The sequence below is a fragment of the Clostridium sp. CM028 genome (assembly GCF_030585565.1).
Lineage (GTDB): Bacteria > Bacillota > Clostridia > Clostridiales > Clostridiaceae > Clostridium_AD > Clostridium_AD estertheticum_B.
Genome location: NZ_CP077766.1, coordinates 54,051 through 77,363 on the forward strand (window position 1 = coordinate 54,051; position 23,313 = coordinate 77,363).

Annotated in this window: 22 protein-coding genes; 17 read left to right on the forward strand and 5 right to left on the reverse strand. The window is 31.3% G+C overall.

From position 1 onward, the window contains the following. Positions 1 to 112 precede the first annotated feature (112 nt). From purE to purD, 7 genes are read left to right on the forward strand one after another with little or no spacing between them, the layout of a single operon-like run. A complete protein-coding gene (gene purE / locus KTC94_RS00250; RefSeq protein WP_216303980.1) occupies positions 113 to 592 on the forward strand; it encodes a 5-(carboxyamino)imidazole ribonucleotide mutase in 480 nt (159 codons plus the stop codon). A 53-nt stretch (positions 593 to 645) separates the two neighbouring features. Beyond that, positions 646 to 1,353: a phosphoribosylaminoimidazolesuccinocarboxamide synthase gene (gene purC, locus KTC94_RS00255; RefSeq protein WP_165412153.1), complete on the forward strand. Its 708-nt coding sequence runs from the start codon at positions 646 to 648 to the stop codon at positions 1,351 to 1,353. A gap of 60 nt (positions 1,354 to 1,413) precedes the next feature. Further along, the gene (gene purF / locus KTC94_RS00260) at positions 1,414 to 2,838 is read left to right on the forward strand and encodes an amidophosphoribosyltransferase (RefSeq protein WP_216303996.1); all 1,425 of its coding nucleotides are present in this window, start codon (positions 1,414 to 1,416) and stop codon (positions 2,836 to 2,838) included. Between the two features lie 9 nt (positions 2,839 to 2,847). Continuing rightward, a complete protein-coding gene (purM, locus tag KTC94_RS00265; protein ID WP_216303982.1) occupies positions 2,848 to 3,846 on the forward strand; it encodes a phosphoribosylformylglycinamidine cyclo-ligase in 999 nt (332 codons plus the stop codon). Further along, positions 3,834 to 4,454 carry a phosphoribosylglycinamide formyltransferase gene (gene purN / locus KTC94_RS00270; protein WP_220285948.1) on the forward strand — a complete coding sequence of 207 codons (621 nt, stop codon included), beginning with the start codon at positions 3,834 to 3,836 and terminating at the stop codon, positions 4,452 to 4,454. The genes purM and purN overlap by 13 nt, the downstream gene beginning before the upstream one ends. A gap of 2 nt (positions 4,455 to 4,456) precedes the next feature. Next, a complete protein-coding gene (purH, locus tag KTC94_RS00275; protein WP_220319475.1) occupies positions 4,457 to 5,959 on the forward strand; it encodes a bifunctional phosphoribosylaminoimidazolecarboxamide formyltransferase/IMP cyclohydrolase in 1,503 nt (500 codons plus the stop codon). 11 nt (positions 5,960 to 5,970) lie between these two features. Beyond that, positions 5,971 to 7,221 carry a phosphoribosylamine--glycine ligase gene (gene purD / locus KTC94_RS00280; protein ID WP_220285946.1) on the forward strand — a complete coding sequence of 417 codons (1,251 nt, stop codon included), beginning with the start codon at positions 5,971 to 5,973 and terminating at the stop codon, positions 7,219 to 7,221. Between the two features lie 52 nt (positions 7,222 to 7,273). Here the strand turns inward: purD and KTC94_RS00285 are convergent, their stop codons facing one another. After that, positions 7,274 to 8,026, reverse strand: a complete 753-nt coding sequence (locus tag KTC94_RS00285; RefSeq protein ID WP_216303986.1) for a TSUP family transporter — start codon at positions 8,024 to 8,026, stop codon at positions 7,274 to 7,276. A 293-nt stretch (positions 8,027 to 8,319) separates the two neighbouring features. On the opposite strand from KTC94_RS00285, the gene KTC94_RS00290 reads away from it, so the two are divergent. The 7 genes from KTC94_RS00290 (at position 8,320) to KTC94_RS00320 (ending at position 17,220) form a co-directional block, all read left to right on the forward strand. Next, positions 8,320 to 8,658, forward strand: coding sequence for an RDD family protein (locus KTC94_RS00290; RefSeq protein WP_220319476.1), 339 nt, complete (start codon positions 8,320 to 8,322; stop codon positions 8,656 to 8,658). A gap of 17 nt (positions 8,659 to 8,675) precedes the next feature. Continuing rightward, a complete protein-coding gene (gene rlmD, locus KTC94_RS00295; RefSeq protein WP_216303988.1) occupies positions 8,676 to 10,034 on the forward strand; it encodes a 23S rRNA (uracil(1939)-C(5))-methyltransferase RlmD in 1,359 nt (452 codons plus the stop codon). Positions 10,035 to 10,384: 350 nt separating this feature from the next. Beyond that, positions 10,385 to 10,885 (forward strand): GNAT family N-acetyltransferase, encoded by a 501-nt coding sequence (locus KTC94_RS00300; protein ID WP_220319477.1) that lies wholly within the window; start codon positions 10,385 to 10,387, stop codon positions 10,883 to 10,885. Positions 10,886 to 10,980: 95 nt separating this feature from the next. Continuing rightward, positions 10,981 to 11,589, forward strand: coding sequence for a GDSL-type esterase/lipase family protein (locus tag KTC94_RS00305; protein ID WP_216303990.1), 609 nt, complete (start codon positions 10,981 to 10,983; stop codon positions 11,587 to 11,589). 120 nt (positions 11,590 to 11,709) lie between these two features. Next, entirely contained in the window at positions 11,710 to 12,096 is a 387-nt protein-coding gene (locus tag KTC94_RS00310; protein WP_216303991.1) for a hypothetical protein, read from the forward strand. Positions 12,097 to 12,323: 227 nt separating this feature from the next. Then, positions 12,324 to 14,279 carry a type IIA DNA topoisomerase subunit B gene (locus KTC94_RS00315; RefSeq protein WP_216303992.1) on the forward strand — a complete coding sequence of 652 codons (1,956 nt, stop codon included), beginning with the start codon at positions 12,324 to 12,326 and terminating at the stop codon, positions 14,277 to 14,279. A gap of 16 nt (positions 14,280 to 14,295) precedes the next feature. Further along, positions 14,296 to 17,220: a DNA topoisomerase IV subunit A gene (locus KTC94_RS00320; RefSeq protein ID WP_220319478.1), complete on the forward strand. Its 2,925-nt coding sequence runs from the start codon at positions 14,296 to 14,298 to the stop codon at positions 17,218 to 17,220. A 35-nt stretch (positions 17,221 to 17,255) separates the two neighbouring features. Here the strand turns inward: KTC94_RS00320 and KTC94_RS00325 are convergent, their stop codons facing one another. After that, complete coding sequence (locus tag KTC94_RS00325) at positions 17,256 to 17,723, reverse strand: GtrA family protein (RefSeq protein WP_165412140.1); 468 nt, start codon at positions 17,721 to 17,723, stop codon at positions 17,256 to 17,258. Between the two features lie 157 nt (positions 17,724 to 17,880). Between KTC94_RS00325 and KTC94_RS00330 the strand changes: the two genes are divergently transcribed. Both KTC94_RS00330 and recJ read left to right on the forward strand, forming a co-directional pair. Continuing rightward, positions 17,881 to 19,140 (forward strand): pitrilysin family protein, encoded by a 1,260-nt coding sequence (locus KTC94_RS00330; protein ID WP_220319479.1) that lies wholly within the window; start codon positions 17,881 to 17,883, stop codon positions 19,138 to 19,140. A gap of 2 nt (positions 19,141 to 19,142) precedes the next feature. Continuing rightward, a complete protein-coding gene (gene recJ, locus KTC94_RS00335; protein ID WP_220319480.1) occupies positions 19,143 to 20,912 on the forward strand; it encodes a single-stranded-DNA-specific exonuclease RecJ in 1,770 nt (589 codons plus the stop codon). 151 nt (positions 20,913 to 21,063) lie between these two features. Here the strand turns inward: recJ and KTC94_RS00340 are convergent, their stop codons facing one another. The 3 genes from KTC94_RS00340 to KTC94_RS00350 form a co-directional block, all read right to left on the reverse strand. Beyond that, a complete protein-coding gene (locus tag KTC94_RS00340; RefSeq protein ID WP_165412137.1) occupies positions 21,064 to 21,246 on the reverse strand; it encodes an alpha/beta-type small acid-soluble spore protein in 183 nt (60 codons plus the stop codon). A 291-nt stretch (positions 21,247 to 21,537) separates the two neighbouring features. After that, positions 21,538 to 21,723 carry an alpha/beta-type small acid-soluble spore protein gene (locus KTC94_RS00345; RefSeq protein WP_165412136.1) on the reverse strand — a complete coding sequence of 62 codons (186 nt, stop codon included), beginning with the start codon at positions 21,721 to 21,723 and terminating at the stop codon, positions 21,538 to 21,540. 52 nt (positions 21,724 to 21,775) lie between these two features. Continuing rightward, positions 21,776 to 21,961, reverse strand: coding sequence for an alpha/beta-type small acid-soluble spore protein (locus KTC94_RS00350; RefSeq protein ID WP_165412135.1), 186 nt, complete (start codon positions 21,959 to 21,961; stop codon positions 21,776 to 21,778). Between the two features lie 222 nt (positions 21,962 to 22,183). On the opposite strand from KTC94_RS00350, the gene KTC94_RS00355 reads away from it, so the two are divergent. After that, entirely contained in the window at positions 22,184 to 23,257 is a 1,074-nt protein-coding gene (locus KTC94_RS00355; RefSeq protein ID WP_220319481.1) for an undecaprenyldiphospho-muramoylpentapeptide beta-N-acetylglucosaminyltransferase, read from the forward strand. The last annotated feature ends 56 nt before the right edge of the window (positions 23,258 to 23,313 follow it).

A 23,313-nucleotide genomic window follows, 5' to 3' on the forward strand; every position in this document is an offset into this window, starting at 1 on the left:
GAAACACGAACGATAATAATAAAAATAGCATTAATGCATTGACTTAACGAAAAAAAACTGTTAAGATGAAATTATAAAAGTTGTTATTTAATTACATTGGGGAGGTAATAAAATGAAGGTAGGAGTTATTTTTGGAAGTAAATCAGATAAGGATATAATGAAAAATGCAGCGATAGCACTTAAGGAATTTGATGTAGATTATGAAGTACATATTCTCTCAGCTCACAGAGTACCAGAAAAATTAAAGGAAGTAATAAATGAAATGGAATATAATGGGGTAGAATGTATCATAGCAGGGGCAGGACTTGCAGCGCATCTTCCAGGTGTAATTGCATCACATACAGTAATGCCGGTGATTGGAGTGCCCATTAAAGCGGCTCTTGGTGGTATAGACTCACTACTTTCAATTGTTCAAATGCCAAAAGCAATTCCGGTTGCTACTGTGGGCATCAATAACAGCTATAATGCTGGAATGCTTGCAGTTCAAATTTTATCCCTTAAGTATATTGAACTTAAAAATAAATTAATTAAATATAGAGAAGAAATGAAAGAAAAATTTATAGCAGAGAATGAAGAAGATATAGAATTTTAAAATGAAAGTTAAGGAATGCGGTTTATAAATTAAAATTTGAGGAGTGATTGTTAGTGGAAAATTCAGTATTGTTATATGAAGGAAAAGCAAAAAAAATGTTTAGCACAGATAATAAGGATGAGGTCAGAGTATATTATAAAGATGATGCAACAGCATTTAATGGAATTAAAAAAGCTCAAATTGAGAAAAAGGGAATTTTAAATAATAGCATAACTACTATGCTATTTGAGTTATTAGAGAAAAAAGGTATAAAAACTCACCTTATTAAAAAAATAAGCGATAGAGAACAACTTTGTAAAAAGGTTGAAATAGTGCCTCTAGAAGTAATCGTAAGAAATGTGGCCGCTGGTAGCATGGCAAAACGATATGGAATAGAGGAAGGAACTAAGCTAAAAACAACAGTCCTCGAGTTAAGTTATAAAAATGATGAATTAGGTGATCCACTTATAAACGATTATCATGCAGTAGCAATGGGCCTTTCGACTTTTGACGAATTATTAGAAATATATAAAATGGCTTCAAAAATAAATGATATTCTAAAGGAAATTTTCTTTAAAAAAGATATTAATTTAATAGATTTCAAATTAGAGTTTGGGAGATTTAATGGAGAAATAATTTTGGCAGATGAGATATCACCAGATACTTGTAGATTTTGGGATGTTAAAACTGGAGAGAAATTGGATAAAGATAGATTTAGAAGAGATTTGGGTAATGTTACAGAAGCTTACGAGGAAATATTAAGTAGAATAAATAATAAATAAGATATATACAAGAAATAGTGGGGAGGGATTTCTTTGAATAAAGTTGTAGAATTAAACCAAATATCCATTAATGATGAAAATAAGCTAAAAGATGAAGATAAGTTTAAAGAGGAATGTGGTGTTTTTGGGGTTTTTTCACCGGATAAAGACTTAGATGTTGCATCTTTAACTTATTATGGACTTTATGCTTTGCAGCATAGGGGAGAAGAAAGTGCTGGGATAGTATATTCGAATGGAACTACCCTCACTTGTGAAAAGGCTATGGGCCTTGTGTGTGATGTTTTTAATGATGAAAAGATTAAACTAATGAAGGGTCATGCTGCCATAGGGCATGTTAGATATTCAACGACAGGAGGCAGTGAAGTAAAAAATGCACAGCCACTTTTAAGTAAATTTAGTCTTGGTGACATAGCTATAGCGCATAATGGTAATTTAGTAAATGAAGATGTCATAAGAGAATTACTAGAGGATTGTGGATATATGTTTCAAACATCCATAGATTCAGAAGTTATATTAAATCTAATTGCTAGAGGCGCAAAAAAAGGAATTGAAAAGGCCGTAGTGGATGCAATACAGGCTATTAAAGGGTCTTATGCAATAGTAATGCTTACAAAGGAAAAGTTAATAGGAGTTAGAGATCAAAATGGTATTAGGCCTCTTTGCATCGGGACAATAGGTAATAATTATATTCTTGCATCGGAAAGTTGTGCACTTGATGCAGTAGGTGCAGACTTTTTAAGAGATGTAAAGCCTGGTGAGATAGTAATAATAGATAAAAATGGACTTACATCAATTAATTTTGCGGAAAAAATTAAAAATGCAACTTGTTCATTTGAATATATATATTTTGCAAGACCAGACAGTACTATTGATGGGATTAACGTGTACACTTCAAGAGTGGCAGCTGGAGAACAGCTATTTAAAGAATCACCAGTCGATGCCGATATGGTTATAGGGGTTCCAGATTCAGGTATGGCCGCAGCAATAGGATATTCTAAAATATCTGGAATACCTTTTGGAATGGGTCTTATAAAAAACAGATATGTAGGTAGAACCTTTATAAGTCCCACTCAAGAAATTCGGGAAAGGGCAGTGTCTGTAAAACTAAACGCATTAAAAATAAATGTAGAAGGTAAAAGAGTTATTCTAATAGATGATTCAATAGTTCGCGGAACCACAAGTAAAAGATTAGTTGAAATATTAAAAAAAGCTGGAGCGAAAGAAGTGCATTTTAGGGTCTGCTCACCAGTAGTGAAATATCCATGTTATTTTGGAATAGATACACCTTATAGAAAAGATTTAATTGGGGCGAATACTTCCGTAGATGAAATTAGACAAGAAATAGGTGCAGATAGTTTAGGATATCTAAGCATAGATGGATTATTAAAATCTCTTGGTCATACTGAATTTTGTTTAGGGTGCTTTAATGGTACATATCCAGTATCAGCTCCATATGAAAATGAAAAAGAAAGATTAGAAAGGTAGGGGATATTCATGATAACTTATAAAGATGCAGGTGTTAATATTGAAGAAGGATACAAATCAGTAAAGCTTATAAAAGAATATGCGGCAGCCACATTTACAAAAGGTGTTTTAAACCATTTAGGAAGTTTTGCTGGTATGTTCGAAATAGGCGAGGGTTATAAAAATCCTATTTTAGTTTCAGGCACTGATGGAGTAGGTACAAAACTTGATATTGCATTTAGAATGAATAAATATGACACTGTAGGAATTGATTGTGTTGCTATGTGTGTAAATGATGTCCTTTGCCATGGTGCAAAACCACTTTTCTTTTTAGACTATATAGCTTGTGGTAAATTAGATTCTAAAGTATCATCACAACTGGTAAAAGGTGTATCTGATGGATGTATTCAATCAGGATGTGCACTTATAGGTGGTGAAACTGCGGAAATGCCAGGGTTCTATAGAGATGGGGAATATGATATGGCGGGATTTACTGTTGGCATAGTGGATAAACACAAAATTATTGACGGATCTGCAATCAAAGATGGGTATTCACTTATAGGTATTGAGTCAACAGGTCTTCATAGCAATGGGTATTCATTAGTTAGAAAATTAATACCAGATTTAGATATTGATTTTAATGGTGAAAAGATTGGAAAGACACTTTTGACTCCAACAAAAATTTATGTGAAAACTATATTAAGTCTTTTAGAAAAATTTGATATAAAGGGAATGGCACATATAACAGGTGGTGGTTTTTATGAAAACATACCTAGAATGTTTAGTGAAAAATTCACAGCAGTGGTAGATAAAAATAGTTTTAATACTCCAGATATTTTTAGGCATCTTATGTCTCTCGGGGTAACGCAGGAACATATGTTTAATACATATAATATGGGAATAGGATATGTATTATGCGTTGAAGATAAGGATACTTTAAAGATTATAAAGACAATTAATGATTTAGGGGATAGAGCATATAAAATTGGGCACGTTGAAGCTGGGGGTGCAGGAGTTTGCTTAAAATAGCTGTACTGATATCAGGGAGCGGAAGCAATCTTCAAGCAATAATAGATAATATAGAAAGTGGATACTTAAACTGCTCTATAGAAGCGGTAATTAGTGATAAAAAAGATGCATATGGCATAGAAAGATCAAAATCTAAAAATATAAAGACATATATATTAGATAGAAAACAGTTAGGTACTGGGGTTTCAGATGAAATATTAAGAATTGTCGACGGAAAAGTAGATCTAATAGTGCTTGCTGGGTTTTTATCTATACTTCAAGGGGAACTTCTTTGTGTATTTAAAAATAAAATTATTAATATTCACCCAGCGCTTATTCCATCTTTTTGTGGGGAGGGAATGTACGGTATGAAAGTTCATGAAAAAGCTATAGAATACGGTGTTAAAGTTTCAGGATGTACTGTCCACTTCGTAGACGAAGGTACAGACTCAGGACCAATTATAATTCAAAAGGTTGTAGATGTTTATAGTCAAGATTCAGCAAAAGATTTGAAGCTAAGGGTTTTAAATGAGGAACATAAAGCACTACCAGAAGCCATTAAATTAATAAGTGAGAATGAAATAGAAATTAAAGGAAGAAAAGTATTAGCTATTGGAAAGGTGGAGTAATAATGATTAAAACAGCGCTTATAAGTGTTTTTGATAAAGAGAATATTTTAGAACTTGCTACATCCCTTCAAAAAAATGGAGTAGAGATTATATCTACAGGTGGAACTTTTAAGTACTTAAAAGAAAATGGCATAAAAGTTTCGGAAATATCTGATGTTACAGGATTTGAAGAGATATTAGGTGGGAGAGTTAAAACATTACATCCAGTTATTCATAGTGGAATACTAGCAGTGAGAGATAATGAAGAACATATGGCAACTATAAAAGCTAAAGGAATAAAACCTATTGATATGGTAGTAGTTAATCTTTATCCTTTCTTTGATAAAGTATGCGAAGAGATAAATTTTCAAGAGAAAGTTGAATTTATTGATATCGGTGGACCAACTATGCTAAGGGCAGCAGCTAAAAATTTCAAAGATGTTATTGTACTAAGTGACACAACAGATTATCAAAATATTATAAAGAAAATGGATGCTAAAGAAGAAGTGGATTTAAAAACTAGAAAATATCTAGCAGGCAAAGTGTTCAATTTAACATCAGCTTACGATGCAGCAATAAGCAATTTTTTACTGGGTGAGGATTCATATCCAGATTATTTGGCTGTTTCTTATAAAAAACAAATGGATTTAAGATATGGTGAAAATCCTCATCAAAGCGCAGCTTATTATATATCGGCTGCAGGAAACGGAGCAATGAAGGATTTTAATCAATTAAATGGCAAGGAATTATCTTATAACAATATAAAGGACATGGATATTGCTTGGAAGGTAGTATGCGAATTTGATGAAATTGCTTGTTGCGCGTTAAAACACAATACCCCTTGCGGCGTAGCTACTGGTAGCAGCGTACTTGATACATATAAAAAGGCATATGAATGTGATCCAATGTCTATTTTTGGGGGCATTGTTGCTTTTAACAAAAAGATAGATAAAGAAACTGCAGAAGAACTTATAAAAATATTTTTAGAGGTTATTATTGCACCAGAGTTTGATGAGGAAGCATTACTAGTTTTAAAAGGTAAGAAAAATTTAAGAGTCATAAAATGTTTAAGTAAAGCAGTTGGCACAAAAAATATTGTTAACGTCGATGGTGGAATATTGGTACAAAGTTCAGATGATAAATTAATAGATGATATAAAAGTAGTTACAAAGAAGGGCCCAACAAATGATGAAATGAAAGATTTGATATTTGCCATGAAAGTAGTTAAGTATGTTAAATCAAATGCTATTGTAGTGGTTAAAGATGGGGTGACTAAGGGGATTGGTGCAGGTCAGGTAAATAGAATATGGGCAGCAGAGCAATCATTAGAAAGGGCAGTAGATGCTACAATAATGGCATCAGATGCATATTTCCCATTTGGAGACGTTGTGGAGCTAGCTGCAAAATACAGCATAAAAGCAATTATACAACCAGGTGGATCTATAAATGATCAAAAATCAATAGATGCATGTAATGAAAATGGAATTTCCATGGTGTTTACGGGCACTCGACATTTCAAACATTAGGAGGCTGATTTATGAAGGTATTAGTTATTGGTTCTGGAGGACGCGAGCATGCTTTAGTATCAAAGGTTGCAGAGAATTCCATTGTCGAGAAGGTGTATTGTGCTCCTGGTAATGGTGGCACATGCAGAGAAAATAAGTGTGAGAATATTAATATTAGGCAAATAGATGAGCTTTTAGCATTCACTATAAAAAATAAGATAGATATCACAATAGTTGGATCAGAGGAATGGCTGGTACAAGGTATAGTAGATAAGTTTAAACAAAAAGGACTTAAGATATTAGGACCTAGTGAAAAAGCGGCAAGGCTTGAAGGAAGTAAAGCTTATTCTAAAGAGTTTATGAAAAAATATGGTATAAAAACAGCTGTATATGAAGTTTTTGAAAATGAGAATGAAGCTATAGGGTATTTGAAAAACTGTGAATATCCTATAGTAATTAAAGCAGATGGCTTGGCAGCAGGTAAAGGAGTTATTATATGTAATGACTTTACTGAGGCGGAGAAAAGCATAAATGATTTTATGGTGTTAGATATATTTAAAGGTAGCGGAAAGAAAATTATAATTGAAGAGTTTTTAGAAGGCGTAGAATCGTCGATACTCTCCATAACAGATGGAAAAGTTATAATTCCTTTTGTATCTTCAAAAGATCATAAACAAATATTTGACGATGATAATGGACCTAATACAGGAGGGATGGGAGCTATAGCACCAAATCCATATTGTGATAAAGAGGTATTAGATGAATTTTGTGAAAATATATTAAAGCCTACTCTTAAAGGAATTCAAGAGGAAAAAATGGATTATACAGGCATAATATTTTTTGGTATAATGATAACGAAAAAGGGTGTATATTTGCTTGAATATAATGTAAGGTTTGGAGACCCAGAGACGCAAGCGGTTCTTCCACTTATGAAAAGTGATTTTACAGAGCTTGTGATTAGCGCTATAGATGGTGAACTTAAAAACTTTAGATTAGAATGGAATGAAGGATATTCTTGCTGCCTAATTGCGGCATCGAAGGGTTACCCGGGAAAATACGATACAGGATTTGAAATAAGTGAGCGTAGTAAATTAGAAGGCAAGCTATTTCTAGCAGGTGCCACATGCGATGATGGTATTATGAGGACAGCTGGTGGTAGGGTTTTGGGAATAACAGGTCTTGGGCAAACACTTAAAAAAGCAAGGGAAATAGCTTATGATGATATGAAGAAAATTCAGTTTGATGGAATGTACTATAGAATGGATATTGGGATATTAAAATAACAAAAAAGGTAGATGATTTATAAATCATCTACCTTTTCATTATGTAAGACTATTAAAAAATGCTTATAAGCATTTTCACGGCAACAGCTAAAGACATGGTTACAAATATAGGTTTTATAAGTTTTGAACCCTTATTTAACGCAACGCTTGTACCCACTTTAGCCCCTAAAATCATAGATATTGCAACAGGTACTCCTATCATGTAATTTATTTTACCACTTATGGCAAACAAAATTAGGGCTGTAATATTGCTTATAAAGTTTAAAATGCGGGCATTAGCGGAAGATACTACAAAGTTAAACCCGAAGATACTTATAAATCCAAATACTAAAAAGGAACCAGTTCCAGGACCGAAAAAACCATCATAAAAACCTAGAGAGAGAGCAAGGATTATACCGTATATAACATTTTTTTTAGTAAGCCCTTGAAATTTATCTTCAAGTCCTAAAGATTTAGAAAAAAGAGTATAAATTCCGATAAATAAGATGAGAATTAATACCAATCCATTTAGAAATTTTTGGTCTATATTTAGTACCGTTCTAACACCTAACATTGCACCTATGAATGTAAAGGGAATAAGATATTTTAAAAGCTTAAAATCAGCCTTGCCTGATTTTATAAATCCGAGAGAACTAGTAAAAGAACCAGCAGTGGCACTGAATTTGTTAGTGCCAAGCACCATGTGAGGAGGCAGACCTGCAAGCATAAAGGCAGGGACGCTTATTAAACCACCACCCCCTGCTATGGAATCTACAAAGGATGCTAAAAAACCAGCTATGCATAGAAGAATAATTTTAGTAATCATATGGCACCTACCTAAGTTTTATTATTTAAGAATGAATATAAAGTCCTACTATTAATATATATGATTTCTAAGATGTTGTAAAGGAGTACAGTGATGATTTAAGTCAAGTAATAATCAAAATAGAGTAGCATACTAATTTGTAATTTATTTGAATACTCCTTAATAGCCTATTGATTTATATGTAATATATACGTATTATATATAGATGGGATTAAAAAATTATAAATATTTCTCTAATGCGAAATTAACAAAATAAACTTTATGAAAATAATATAATATGGGGAGGATTTAAAATGGTAAAACAAAATGAAAAAACAATTGAAGCGGATAGTAACAAACAGGGTATTAGATGTGGAAATTCAAATGAGGTCAAAGCTATTAAACCTACTTTTGTAGATGCTTTTACAGCTAGCCTTATAGATTTGATAGTTATAGGGGCAATATCAACAGTAGGAGTATTTGTGATAGATGCGGTGATTAAATTAGCAGGATATGCTGTAGCTCAAAAGTTCCAAATGTCATTTATAATCTTTATGGTTGTTATGGTACTATACATGAGCATTATGGAAAGTGGAAAAACGTCTGCTACATTTGGTAACAAAGTATCTGGACTAATTATTACAAAAAGATAGGAGTTTGAGAAAACAATATGCAAAAAAGAAAAGAGTATGAATTTTATATAGAAAACTTAGAATTTCCAGCACAGGGCATAGCATTTTACGAAGGTGAAAAAGTTTTGATAAAAAATACATTGCCAGGGCAAAAGGTAATTGCTAAAGTAGCAAAAAAGAAACAAGATGTAGTAGAAGCAAAGCTTGTAAAAATACTTGAAGATGTAGACTACAAAATTGAGCCTCTTTGCAAGATTACAGATTTATGTGGAGGATGTAGCCATCAATTTCTTTCTTATGAAAAACAATTAGAATTTAAAAAGCAACAGGTATTAAAGTTGTTTGAACAAGCAGAAATAAAAGATTTTGAGTTTCTAGGTATAGAAAAGAGTCCTGAACAGTTCGAATATAGAAATAAGATGGAATTTACATTTGGTGACTTTCGAAAGGGTGAAGAATTAACTCTAGGAATGCATACCAAAGGAAGAAGCTTTAGTATAGTTACTGTTGATGATTGTAGAATAGTAGATGTGGATTTTAGAGAAATTCTGAAATTAGTATTAAACTATTTTAAAGGGTTAAAATTTACACACTATAATGTAATGGAGCGTGAGGGATATTTAAGAAACTTAGTTATTCGAAAGGCCCAAAACACTGGTGAAATATTAGTAAACATAGTAACTACATCTCAAGTAGATTTTGATTTTAGTGAAATAACTAATATGCTTAAGGAATTAAAATGTGAGGGAGTCATTACAGGAATAATACATACATTTAATGACTCATTATCAGATATAGTTCAAGCAGATAAAACTGAAACATTATATGGAAGAGAATATATTATGGAAGAATTATTAGATCTTAAGTTCAAAATTAATCCTTTTGCTTTCTTTCAAACTAATACAAAAGGAGCAGAAAAGCTTTATAGCTTAGTTAGAGATTTTTTAGGCGAATCAGAATCAAAGGTAGTTTTTGATTTATATTGTGGAACGGGAACTATAGGACAAATTGTTGCAGCTAAAGCAAAAAAAGTTTTGGGAATTGAATTAATAGAAGAAGCAGTTGACGCTGCAAATGAAAATGCAAAAATTAATAAATTAGACAATTGTGAGTTTATAGCAGGGGATATAGCGAAGGTTATTAAAGAGGTAAAAGATAAACCAGATAGCATTATTCTAGACCCTCCAAGAGCTGGAGTACATCCTACAGCATTAGATTATGTAATAAAATTTGATGCCAGGCACATAGTTTATGTTTCTTGTAATCCTAAAAGTCTAGTAGTTGATCTTAAGGAAATGATCAACAGAGGATATAAGGTGCAAAAGGTAATACTAATGGATATGTTCCCACACACTCCTCATATAGAGACTATTGTAGATATAGTAAAAGTTGTGTAGCCATATATATCAAGGGCTAAGATAGAACTAAGGAGTGATGTTCCTTAGTTCTATTTTTTTTGCTTTTTTCAGGGGCGGAGCCAGATAAAAACTCGGAATAAATACGCCGAAAATCCGTATTAGTCAGTAGTTAATTATTGTATAAAATGTTATAATTTATTCGTGGAAGTTGTTTTAAAAGTGTAGTATTAGGCATAAAGATTATCTGAAAGATAGCTGTCACCTTTCAAAAATTAGAAATAAATTTTCAATAATGAGTACATCAATCAGTAATCTACGAATTAATATAAGCTAATAAATGGAGTTATTAAAACTTGTAAAAAAAATTACTTATATATTAGGGGGGGAATATGATTCGATTAAGACCATATAAATTAAGCGATTCGCAATATATTTTAAATTGGTTTAACGATGAGTTAACTTTCGCACAATGGTGTGCAGATAAATTCACATATCCATTAACTAAAGAGCAATTGAATCAGTATTATCATAATTATGAAAAGGATGATAATGCGTGGATAATGAGTGCTCTTAATAAAGAAGGAACACCTGTAGGTCATTTTTTAATGCGTATGGCAGACTATCAAAATGAAAGCATCCATTTAGGATTTATTATTGTAGATTCACAGATTAGAGGAAAGGGGTATGGAAAAGAGATGGTATCTTTAGCCATAAGATATGCTTTTGACATATTAAAGGTAAAGAGAGTTACTTTGGGTGTATTTGATAACAATATATCTGCTCATTATTGCTACAAAGCAACAGGCATTGTAGATGAAAAGTATAATGAAGGGGTCTTCACGTATGGAAATGATAAATGGGGGATTTATGATATGGCAATAGAAAAATAATTATCCCCATTATGTGCAAATGATTTAATTTAGGATATATGTAGCACTTTTAATTGTAGACCTTAAAAACGCATTAGTAACGAGGAGAGAATTAAGTGAGTATAGTATGTATTGGAGATAGTTTAACCTTTGGCTATGGAGTTAATAAATCAGAAAATTGGGTTAGCCTTATAGCTAAAAGAATAAAAGAAAAAATTATTAATAAAGGGATACCGGGAGACACAACGTACGAAATGAAAGAAAGGTTCAGAAAAGATGTTGTTAATTACAATCCATCAAGGGTTTTAATTATGGGAGGAACAAATGATATATTTTCAGAAGTAGGTATTGATACTATTTTTAAAAATATAAAAAGCATGGTAGAAATGTCTGAAACAAATAATATAGTTCCGATAATACTAATACCATTACCGGTTAAAAAAGATATTTTAATAAAATTAATGTTTGAGGATATGGATTATACAAAGGTTAATAAGCAGTTAGTAGAGCTGCGGAATTTATTAATTAAGTATGGAAATGAAAAAAGTATTATATCCATAGATTTAGCAAATATTATACCAAAGACCATAAATATGGAAGAATATTTTTTAGCTGATGGAATACATGTATCAAAAGAAATTCATAAAGAAATAGCTGAAATAATATATAAAAAAATTTTACCAATTAAGGAGAGGAAATTAAAAATTATTACTATAAATAATTAGATTGAAAAATAATATATTTAATATGAGCACAATTATTTCTGTAATTCAATTAAAACATGTACCCTTTTTTATTTGAATGGCATATTAAAGTAGTATAAACTCAAATAAGGAGGGTACGTGATGGTAGAGATAATTACACAATATGTATTAATAGTGCTTTTAGTAATGGGACTTGGATATTTAGCTTATTTGTTAAAAGAAAAAGGTGTAAATATTAAGGATGACTATTTTGGTCTTGCTTATATAATACTTGATTCTTTAACAGCTGAAGAATCTACACCTGAAAATGCTAAGAAGATTATTAGAATTGTTTCAAAAGCAGTGCAATATGTAGAAACTAACTATAAAAACAGCAAAAATACCCTTAAAGAAGAAGAGGCTCTTAAAATTGTAAAAGAAGGAATTAATTTACTGAATTTTCATAGTGATGTAGATGATGAAAGCGTAAAATATTTAATAAGATTAGCTGCGGCATTATTGCCACCAACTAATAAAAAAATAGATTGAGCATATTGGTGACTAAAATTAGAGCGAATTACTGTATTGACCAGTAGAAAAAGCTTATTCTGCCGGTCAATATTTTTATATAAAATTGGGTAAAAACCATATAAAAGAATAAAAACTCCTCTGAAAACAGAAACTAATGTTCTGATTTTTTATATAAATCCCTTTACCTTTTGCTAATAAACATATAAAATAACAAATGTATGATAAAATTTTATTGGAGGATTTTTATGAGTTTTGATAAAGAAGAAATTCAAACATATGATGTAACAGACTTAACTTCTCTAGAAAAGCTGGAGCCTGTGAGAATAAGACCTGGTATGTACATAGGGTCTACAGGCAGCAAAGGTCTACATCATTGTATATGGGAAATTTTAGATAATTCTATAGATGAGATAGCTAATGGCTACGGCGATAGAGCTGAAATTATATTAAATAAAGATAAAAGTGTCACTATTGTTGATAATGGTAGGGGTATTCCAACAGGAATACATCCTATAAAAAATAAATCTGGTGTAGAAATGGTATTTACTGAGCTTCATACTGGCGGAAAGTTTAATAATAAAAATTATAAAACTTCTGGTGGACTTCATGGTGTTGGAGCAGCAGTTGTAAATGCATTATCAGAATGGTTACTAGTTGAAATAAAACAAAAGGGGAAAATTTTTACTCAAAGATTTGAATATGCTTATGATGCTGAGTTAAAAAGACTTATGCCAGGTACACCGGTAGGTAAGCTTGAAATCATAGGAGAAACAAAAAAAACAGGCAGTAAGATTACTTTTATGCCGGATAAAAATGTATTTACTACTTTGGAATTCAGTTACGATTTTATTGATGAAAGATTACAAGAATTGGCGTTCCAAAATAAAGGAATTACATTAGTGTTTAAAGATAAGAGAAAAGACGGAAACATCATAAAGGAATATTACTCTGACAGGGGTCTTCTAGATTTTATTGATTATTTAAATGAAAGCAAAACGCTTCTTCACAAGGACCCTATATTCTTTCAAGGTGAAAAGGAGATAAATGGGATGCAATTGTATGGAGAAATATGTATTCAATTTACTGATTCTACTACAGAATACATTGCGAGCTATGTCAATAACATACCAACTACAGAATCTGGAACTCATGAAACTGGATTTAAAACAGGGATGACAAGGGCTTTTAAAGAAGGAGCTAAAAAGCTTAATCTTTTAAAAGAGAAAGATAAGGAATTTGAAGGTGACGATTTGAGAGAAGGCATGACAGCAATAGTTAGAATTAAAATAAGTAACCCAATCTTTGAAGGCCAAACTAAAAGCAAACTAGGAAATAATGAGGCATACAGCATGATGAATGAATTGTGTTATGTTAAAATTTTAGAATGGATAGAAGACAATAAAGAAATGGCTACTAACATAATAAATAATGCACTGTCTGCCGCATCTAGGCGGGATAAAATAAAAAAGATTAATGAAGCGGAAAGAAAAAAAGTAGGTAAGGGAGCAGCTCCTCTTGCAGGGAAGATTGCAGTATGTACAATAAAAGATTCAAATGTTACAGAATTTATAGTAGTTGAAGGAGATTCAGCTGGTGGAAGTGCCAAGCAAGCTAGAGATAGAAGGTTTCAATCTATAATGCCATCAAAAGGTAAAATTATGAATACAGAAAAGCAAAAGCTAGAAAATGTACTAGCTAGCGAAGAGTTAAAAATATTCAACACTGCCATTGGAACAGGAGTTTTAGATAATTACCATGAAAAAGATTTAAAATATGATAAAATAATTATTTTAAGTGATGCAGATGTTGATGGCTATCATATTAGAACATTATGGATGACGTTTATTTATAGGTATATGAGGCCACTAATTGCAAAAGGTCATCTTTATATGGGAATGCCTCCACTTTATAAGGTTTATAGGAACACGAAAAATGGCGAAGTGGCTAAGTATGCATATAGTGATGAGCAATTAGCTGAGACGAAAAAAGAAATTGGGAAAGGCGCTTTTATCCAAAGATATAAGGGTCTTGGAGAAATGAATCCAGATCAACTTTGGGAAACTACACTAAACCCAGCTACAAGGACGCTTCAACAGGTTACTATAGAGGATGCAGCAAAGGCTGAGAAGATGGTTTCACTTCTAATGGGCGATGTTGTTGCACCTAGAAAAAATTATATGTATAAATATGCTGAGTTTTAACGGGGGGATTTGCTAAATGGCAAAAAAAATTGATGTACCTAGAGATAATAATATAGTAATGATTCCAATTGAAGAAGCTATGCCGGATAACTATCTTCCATATGCCGTGGAAGTTGCAAGAGAAAGAGCACTGCCAGATGTACGCGATGGTTTAAAACCAGTGCATAGGAGGATTCTTTATGGAGCATATATGCTAAAGGCATTTCCAGATAAGCCTTATTATAAATCAGCAAGAATAGTTGGAGATATTCTTGGTAAATACCATCCGCATGGAGATAGCTCTGTTTATGGTGCCATGGTAATACTAGCTCAATCTTTTGCCACAAGAAAACCATTGATAGATGGCCATGGGAATTGGGGAAGTCAAGATGGGGACAATGCAGCTGCAATGCGTTATACGGAGGCAAGGCTTTCTCCTATTGCTCTTGAGATGATAAGAGATATTGATAAAGGCGTTGTGGATATGGTAGATAATTATTCCGATACAGAGAAGGAACCATCGGTACTTCCATCAAGATATCCAAATCTATTAGTAAATGGAACTTTTGGTATAGCAGTAGGAATAGCAACAAATATACCACCTCACAATTTAGGAGAGGTAATTGATGGGTTACTCGCTTATGCGGATAATAAGGAGATTACAACAAAAGAGCTTATGCAGTATATTAAAGGTCCCGATTTACCAACAGGAGGAGTAATAATTGGCAAAAATGCTATGGAATCTGCCTATGAGACTGGGGAAGGCAAGGTAACGTTACGTTCCAAAATGAAAATTGAAGCTTTAGAAAGTGGACGACTTGGCATAGTTATTACGGAGTTTCCATATAGAAAAAACAAGGCGAAATTACTTCAATCTATTTCTGATATGACAGCAGATAAAAAACATTTAAAATCTTTAGAGTCTATTGTAGACATTAGAGATGAATCTGATAGAAGCGGACTTAGGTCAGTAATTGAATTTAAAAAGTCAACAAATAAGGAAACTGCCACCAAGGTACTTAAATATTTAATGATGAAAACAGAACTTCAGTGCAATATATCTTTTAACATGGTAGCTTTGGCCAATGGCAAACCCCAAACTATGGGGCTTAAAACCATATTAATGCACTACTTAAATCACCAAAAGGATGTTGTTACTAAAAGAACCCAAAGAGAACTAGAAGTTGCAGAAAGTAGATTCCATATTGTAGAAGGATTTATTAAGGCTGTAGATGTAATGGATGAAATAATTGCAACAATTAGAAGCTCAAAATCTAAAAAAGATGCTGGACAGAACCTGATAGATAAGTTTAATTTTACGGCGCTTCAAACCGAAGCAATACTTGAACTGATGTTATATAAGCTAACAGGACTTGAAATAAAGATATTTTTAAAGGAATACAAAAAATTAGAAATACTAATTAAGGGGTATAAAAAAATTCTTGAAAATGAGAATGAACTTCTTAAAGTAATAAAAGCAGAAATCTCAGAAATTAAAGAAAAATATAATGATCCGAGAAGAACGGAAATTATTGAGGATGATAGCCAAGCTAAAATAGAAGTAGAAGATATACTAGTAGTAGAGGATGTTATGATAACTTTATCTAACGAGGGTTATATAAAGCGAGTGCCTATGAAATCCTATAATAGATCAAATATTAACATAGAAGATATAGACTATAGAGAGGGAGATTTTAATACATATTTACTACAGACCAATACTAAAGATACATTAATTATCTTTACTGATCTAGGCAATATGTATCAACTAAGAGGAGATTTAGTGCCGGAATATAAGTGGAAGGAAAAGGGCGAAAGAATTGATACCCTTATTCGCGGGATAGATTTAACAAAAGAAAAGGTGGTTTCTTGTTTCTTATTGGGAAACTTATCAGCTAATAAGGAATTTATGTTCTTTACTAACAAAGGAAACATAAAGAAAACAGAGTTAGATAAATTCATTACGAGTTATACTAAATTATTAGCTTTAAAACTAAGAGAAAATGAAAAGCTTCTTGAAGTTAAGTTAATCCCTGTGGAAAGACAAGAAAGGTTTATAAAGATAGTAACTAAAGAAGGCCTGGAATTTTGTGTAGAAGAACCTATACTTGAAGATGTTCCTAGAAATATATTGGGTACTCAGTTATTTAATTTAACGCAAGGAGACGTTGTGGTAAAATTAGAATTTACAGAGGGTTATGATTATAAAGAATTTAATTTTAGTATAAATGCAAAAGGTGCAATAAAAATATCTAGTAAAAAAACTAATACTCCATTAAGCACTTATACCAAATCATCGGCTACATTGCTTATATTTACGGAAAAAGGATTAGTACATAAACTACCGAGTTATATGGTTCAGAATATTAATAAGAAAGGCATATGTATTAATACTTTGCTGGATAATTTCAATATTGATGATAAAATAATAGGGATTATGTCTGTTGATGATTTCAACGAAGAAAGAAGTATATATCTTTTTACAAAGAAAGGATTTACAAAACGAACTAAAATTTGTGAATTAGAGGGGGATTTCTTCTCTACGTTGGTGTGCAAACTTAAAACAGAAGAAGATAAATTAATCTTTGTAAAAATTAACTTAGATAATGTAGATAAAGATGTGTTAATGGTGACAAAAAAGGCAATGTGCATAAGATTTAACGTAAATAACATTAGTTTTATGGGGAAAGTTGCATCTGGGGTAACAGGCATAAGCTTAAAAGATGATGATGAAGTTATATTTGTAGATTTGGTAAATTCAGTAACGGAAAAGGTAGATGGCTGTAATGAAATAGTTGTGACGCTTGACGAGAATTTAAGCTTAACAGTCAATTCATTTAAAGGGGAAAAAAAGATTATAAGACTTGAGGATATAAACGTTCAAAATAGAGCAGGTAGAGGTAAAAACTTAACCAGTGCTCTCATAGATGATTATGTAGAGGAGGTTATCTTAGGCATCTGAAAAAATATAAATAAGACATGCAATAAAAGTTAATTTTAGCATGTCTTCTTTTTATTAAAAACAAAAAACTTGTTAATTAAAAAACCAAGTAGGCCTATAATTGTAGAATCTATTAGGATACATATGTTAAACCACAAGTGGTTTAAGTGTATTATATTACTATGGTAATGCAGAAGAGAAATTAAAGGATTCCTACTTGTTAATAGCACTAACATAGAGCTGTTTAAAATCATACTAAAAAATAGTACAGATGCATATTGAAGGTAGCCTTTTTGCTGCGGAGTTTCTTTAAAGGTGAACTTCTTATTTAATTTATAACTAGAAATTGAATAAACTGAGAATGCGATTATGTTAAAAACAAACAATATTTTTCCATGCGTTATGCCTGTGGTAAATGAAAGAATATTTAGTATTATAATTTCTATTATAATGTTAGTAGCACCAACTAAAGTATAATTTATAAATTGAGATAAGGACTGCAGTGTTTTATTTTTATTATTCATAGAACTTTATTCTTAAATAAAATATGTTAAGAAATTAGTCACCACCCTTTTTATGAAAAGAATATTATGATGCACTCATACACATTAGTGTACAACAAAAGAAAACAAAATAAAAGGAAAATATTTTAAAAACAAATAAAAGAAGGAAAGTGGATGTATGAAAAAAGTAATATTTGAAAATGGAATAAAGTTATCGTACAAGAAAGCGGAAAATAATTTAACTTCATTTACAATAGGGTTTAATGCAGGGGCAAATCAAGAGAAAAGTGAATATTTAGGAATTGCTCATGTGGTAGAGCATATGCTTTTTAAGGGGACGGCTTCTCGCACGGAATATGAAATAAACAAATTATGTGATGAAACCTTTGGGTTTTGTAATGCGATGACTAATTATCCCTACGCAGTATATTACGGAACCACATTAGATGAAGATTTTGAAAAGGGGTTTGAAATTTACTCTGATATTCTTTTGAATCCTTCATTTAAAGTGCATGGGTTCAAAGAAGAAATAGAAGTGATCAGCGCTGAACTAAAAGAATGGAAAGATGATTCGTACCAGTTTTGCGAAGATTCCATGCTCTATAATGGGTTTGAAAAGCGAAGAATAAAGAATTTAATTATAGGTACAGAGGTAAGCATCCGTGCTATAACCATTAAGCAAATCAAAGATTTTTATGAGAGGCATTACACCTCGGATAATTGCGTAGTAAGTGTAATATCTTCCATGGGCATTAAAAAGGTTTCAGAGATAGTGGAGAAGTATATGGGTAATTTAAATCCTAAATTATCTAGTGGGAATGACCATTTGGAAAGGGATAAAGGGTGTCTATATGAAATTAATAAGCCAGGCACCTATTTTCAATATAGAGATGACTTGCAAGGTGCAAAAATCCAATATTGTTTTCCAATACATGATTTAAACCAGAGAGAAATTAGTGCTTTAAAGCTATTTAGCTTAGCTTTTGGCGAAGGTACAAGCAGTATTTTGTATGATGAAATTAGGACTAAAAGAGGGCTTGTATATGATATAAGTAGCAAAATAAAAAATGAAACAGGAATAAAACTTTTCACAATAACCCTTGGAACTTCATGTGAAAATGTTAAAAAGACCATAGGAATTATTAATGATGAAATTGAAAAAGTTAAAGATCTTAGGAATTTTTTTGATAAGCAGTGTATTTTAAAGCTATGCAAAAGTTACAAATTAAGAAGAATGATAGCCCTTGAAAAATCTATTCAAACTAGTGTAAATTTATGTGTATATGAAATTATGTATGGAGACAGTTCACAAATTTTCTCGGAATTTGATGGTATGAGAAACATTGTGGATGAAGAAATAGTGAGAGTAATTAACAAAGTTTTAGTGAATGCTACTATACAGGTTTTAACTACATTTCAGAAGGAAAGTGGGAAATAAATATGGGAAAAAAGTGGTTGATAAGGAATACTTCTAAAGACATTAGTTCAATAGCTAAAAGTTCAGGTGTAAGTGAGGTTATAGCTAAGATTCTAATTAACAGGGGGGTTAATAATGAAATAGACATAAAAAAATTTATGAGAGCAAGTATAGAGGATTTGTATGACCCATTTTTAATGAAAGATATGGGGAAAGCTACAGATTTAATTAAATTAGCAATTGAAAACAATGAAAAAATTGTAGTATATGGTGATTATGATGCGGATGGTGTTACTAGTACTGTTATAATGTATAAGGCATTAAAATATTGTGGCGCAAATGTAGAATACTATGTTCCGGATAGGGAACATGAAGGTTATGGAATAAATATTGATAGGATAAGAAAACTAAATGAGCAAGGTTTTGAAGTGATTATAACTTGCGATAATGGAGTCGCAGCTACTGAGCAGGTTAAATTGGCAAAGGAACTAGGAATGATTGTCATAATAACTGATCACCATGAATTATCATTTGAAGAAGATGATAAGGGCATTCGAACTTTCAAGGTTCCACCAGCAGATGCTGTTATTAATCCAAAGCAAAAGGAATGTAATTACCCATTTAAACAATTGTGTGGTGCAGGTATTGCTTTTAAATTTGTACAAGCACTATATATAAAACTTGGAATTAATAAGGAATATGTAAAGGAATTTATAGAAATAGCAGGAATAGGTACTATTTGTGATGTGGTAGATTTAATTTCTGAAAATAGAATAATTGCTAAAAATGCTTTAGTTATGTTAACAAATACAAAAAATCTTGGGCTAAAATGTTTAAAGGAAATTTTAAGCATTAATGATAAAGAGATAAAATGTTATCATGTTGGGTTTCAAATAGGACCATGTATAAATGCTACTGGAAGGTTAGAATCGGCAGCGATTTCAGTAGAATTACTTCTATGCGAAGAAGAGACTAGAGCAAAAGAACTAGCTAAAACATTATTTGAACTTAATAAAAAAAGACAAGAGATGACAACCGAAAATGTGGAAGAGGTAATAGAACTTATACATCACTCCACTTTTAAAAATGACAAAGTGTTAGTAATTTATAAAGATACTATTCATGAGAGCATCGCAGGAATTGTAGCAGGCCGTGTTAGGGAAACTTTCAATGTACCAACAATAATTTTAACTAAAGGAAAAGAGAACCCAAAAGGTTCAGCAAGATCTATTGATGAATACAATTTATTTGAGGAATTAATAAATTGCGGAGAGTTACTTGAAAAATTCGGGGGTCATCCAATGGCTGCGGGTTTATCTATAAAAGAAGAAAATATAGAAAAATTAAGGTGGAAATTAAATTCTCTTTGCAAGTTAACCAATGATGATATTGTACCTAAGGTACGAATAGACCAGCGAATGCCATTAAACAAAATAAATTATGAGATGATTCATGAATTAGAAATTTTAGAGCCTTTTGGTAAAGGAAATTCAACCCCATTACTTGCAGAAAAAAATATTCCTGTTTTAAAAATAGATATATTAGGTAAAAATGCAAATACATTAAAAATAAAATGCGTAATGCCCGGTGTAAATAAAACAATTAATGGAATATGTTTTAATAGAGTGGAAGAATTTATAGAAATGCTAAAAGATAAATATGGAGAAGAATATATGAACTATCTTAAGAGCCCAAAAGGAATGAAAATAGATTTAATTTTTTCACCTCAAATTAATGAATATAACGGATATAAATCTATTCAATTAAAAATCTTAGAATTTAAACTTAGTTAAATTATTTCCTACGGAGCTGCATCTTTTTCAAGCTAATCGCCTAATGAGCTATCATCTCTTTCAGAGATGTTATCTCCGGCAGAGCTGAAGCCTTCGTTAAATAAAGGTACATAGACCTTGGTCTATGTACTTTTATCATATTATTTTTAAATTATAAATTTTTCTCATATTGCTCTACCATTTTTTTTACCATCTCTCCACCAACAGAACCGCATTCTCTAGAAGTTAAGTTTCCATTATAATCAGTAAAATTTACTCCTAACTCTTTTGCAGTTTCCATTTTAAATGAATTTAATCCAGCTTTAGCTTCAGGTACTAACTTTCTGTTTGACATTTGTTAATCACTCCTTTTATATTTTATTTTTGTTATGATAGTATCTTGTGCAGAAATTTATAAAATATAATAGAATACTTAAGGGAAATAAGGTAAGTACAACATTTTAAATTAATACCTGTTAGCATATGAAATATTTTAATAACATGCATATAATTACATGTAATTAAGTTGGATTTTACTTCAATGTATTTAAATAAAGAGTACATATATTTATACAACTTAGGTCAAAATAGCAAAGTTAAGAGGCATATAACTAGCATATACCTCTTAACAATTTAGAATTTTAAATTATAAGTTTTTTTCGTATTGTTCTACCATTTTTTTAACCATTTGTCCACCAACAGATCCATTTTGTCTAGAAGTAAGATCTCCGTTGTAACCCTCTGTTAAATTAACTCCAACTTCTTGAGCAGCTTCCATTTTAAATTTGTTTAAACCTGCTTTAGCCTGTGGTACTAATGTTTTGTTTGACATTTATAAATCACTCCTTCTATATTTTATTTTTTTACTGACATAGTGTTTCTTATTATAAGTTCTTTTCGTATTGTTCTACCATCTTTTTAACCATTTGTCCGCCAACAGATCCATTTTGTCTAGAAGTAAGATCTCCGTTGTAACCTTCTGTTAGATTAACACCAACTTCCTGAGCAGCTTCCATTTTAAATTTGTTTAAACCTGCTTTTGCTTGTGGTACCAAATTTCTGTTTGCCATAATAAATTCCCTCCTTTTTTTTTGTAATTACTTTATGATAGTAGTTTATCCCTATATTCGATTTTTATATTAGTGAATTGAAGGGTGATTTTGAAAATTATAAACCCTTTAGGAAATTATGGATAAGATGATTTTTAATAAATACTAAACTTTTTAGTCTAATTGGTATATAATGATTTAGTACATACTGCATAAAGTATGTTTTTTAGAAGGGGTGTTAAAGTGGAAAAACACAAAATAATAATGACCGGTGGCGGTTCAGCAGGACATGTAACACCAAATCTTGCACTTATACCAAAACTTAAAATGCTAGGTTATGAAGTTGAATATATTGGTACAAAAGAAGGTATTGAAAGAAAGATAATAGAGAGTGAAAATATAAAGTATTATCCTATATCTAGCGGGAAACTCCGAAGATATTTTGATGTGAAAAACTTTACAGATCCTTTAAAAGTAATTAAGGGTATATTTGAAGCAAAAAAAATAATAAAAACACAAAAACCGGATATTGTTTTCTCTAAAGGCGGATTTGTTTCCGTACCTGTAGTGCTTGCTGCATTTTTTAATAAAGTACCTGTAATTGCTCATGAATGTGATATTACACCAGGACTTGCTAATAAATTAGTAGCTCCTTACTGCACAAAAGTATGTGTAACTTTTCCAGAAGCATTAAATGAAATAAAAAATGGGAAAGGGGTAATAACTGGTAATCCTATAAGATACGAATTGTTTGAAGGAAGTAAAATAAAAGGGAATGAAATATGTGGATTTAAAAATAAAAAGCCAACATTAATGATTATTGGTGGTAGTTTAGGCTCTAAAGTTATAAATGAAGTTGTGAGGTCAATGCTTGAAAAATTAATTTTGGAGTATAATATTATTCATATCTGTGGAAGTGGTAATTTTGAAAAATCACTCCAAAGTAAAAATGGTTATAAGCAGTTTGAATACACGACGGATGAATTGCCTGATTTATTAGCTAGTGCAGATATTGTAGTCTCTAGAGCAGGAGCAAATGTCATTTTTGAACTCTTAGCACTTAGAAAACCTAATTTATTAATTCCATTATCAGCTAAGGCTAGCCGTGGCGATCAAATACTTAATGCAAAATCTTTTGAAAAAAGCGGTTATAGTATGGTTATTCAAGACGAGGAGTTAACGCCTGAAAATTTAGAAATGAAAATTAAAGAACTGTATAATGGTAGGTATAAATATATTGAAAAAATGAATTCTAGCAACACTGAAAAAAGCATTGATTTAATAGTAGAATTAATAGAAAAATATAGGAAAAGATGAAGAAAGTAAAATTTCTTCATCTTTTTTTATTTAATAAAATCATAAATATTATTTAA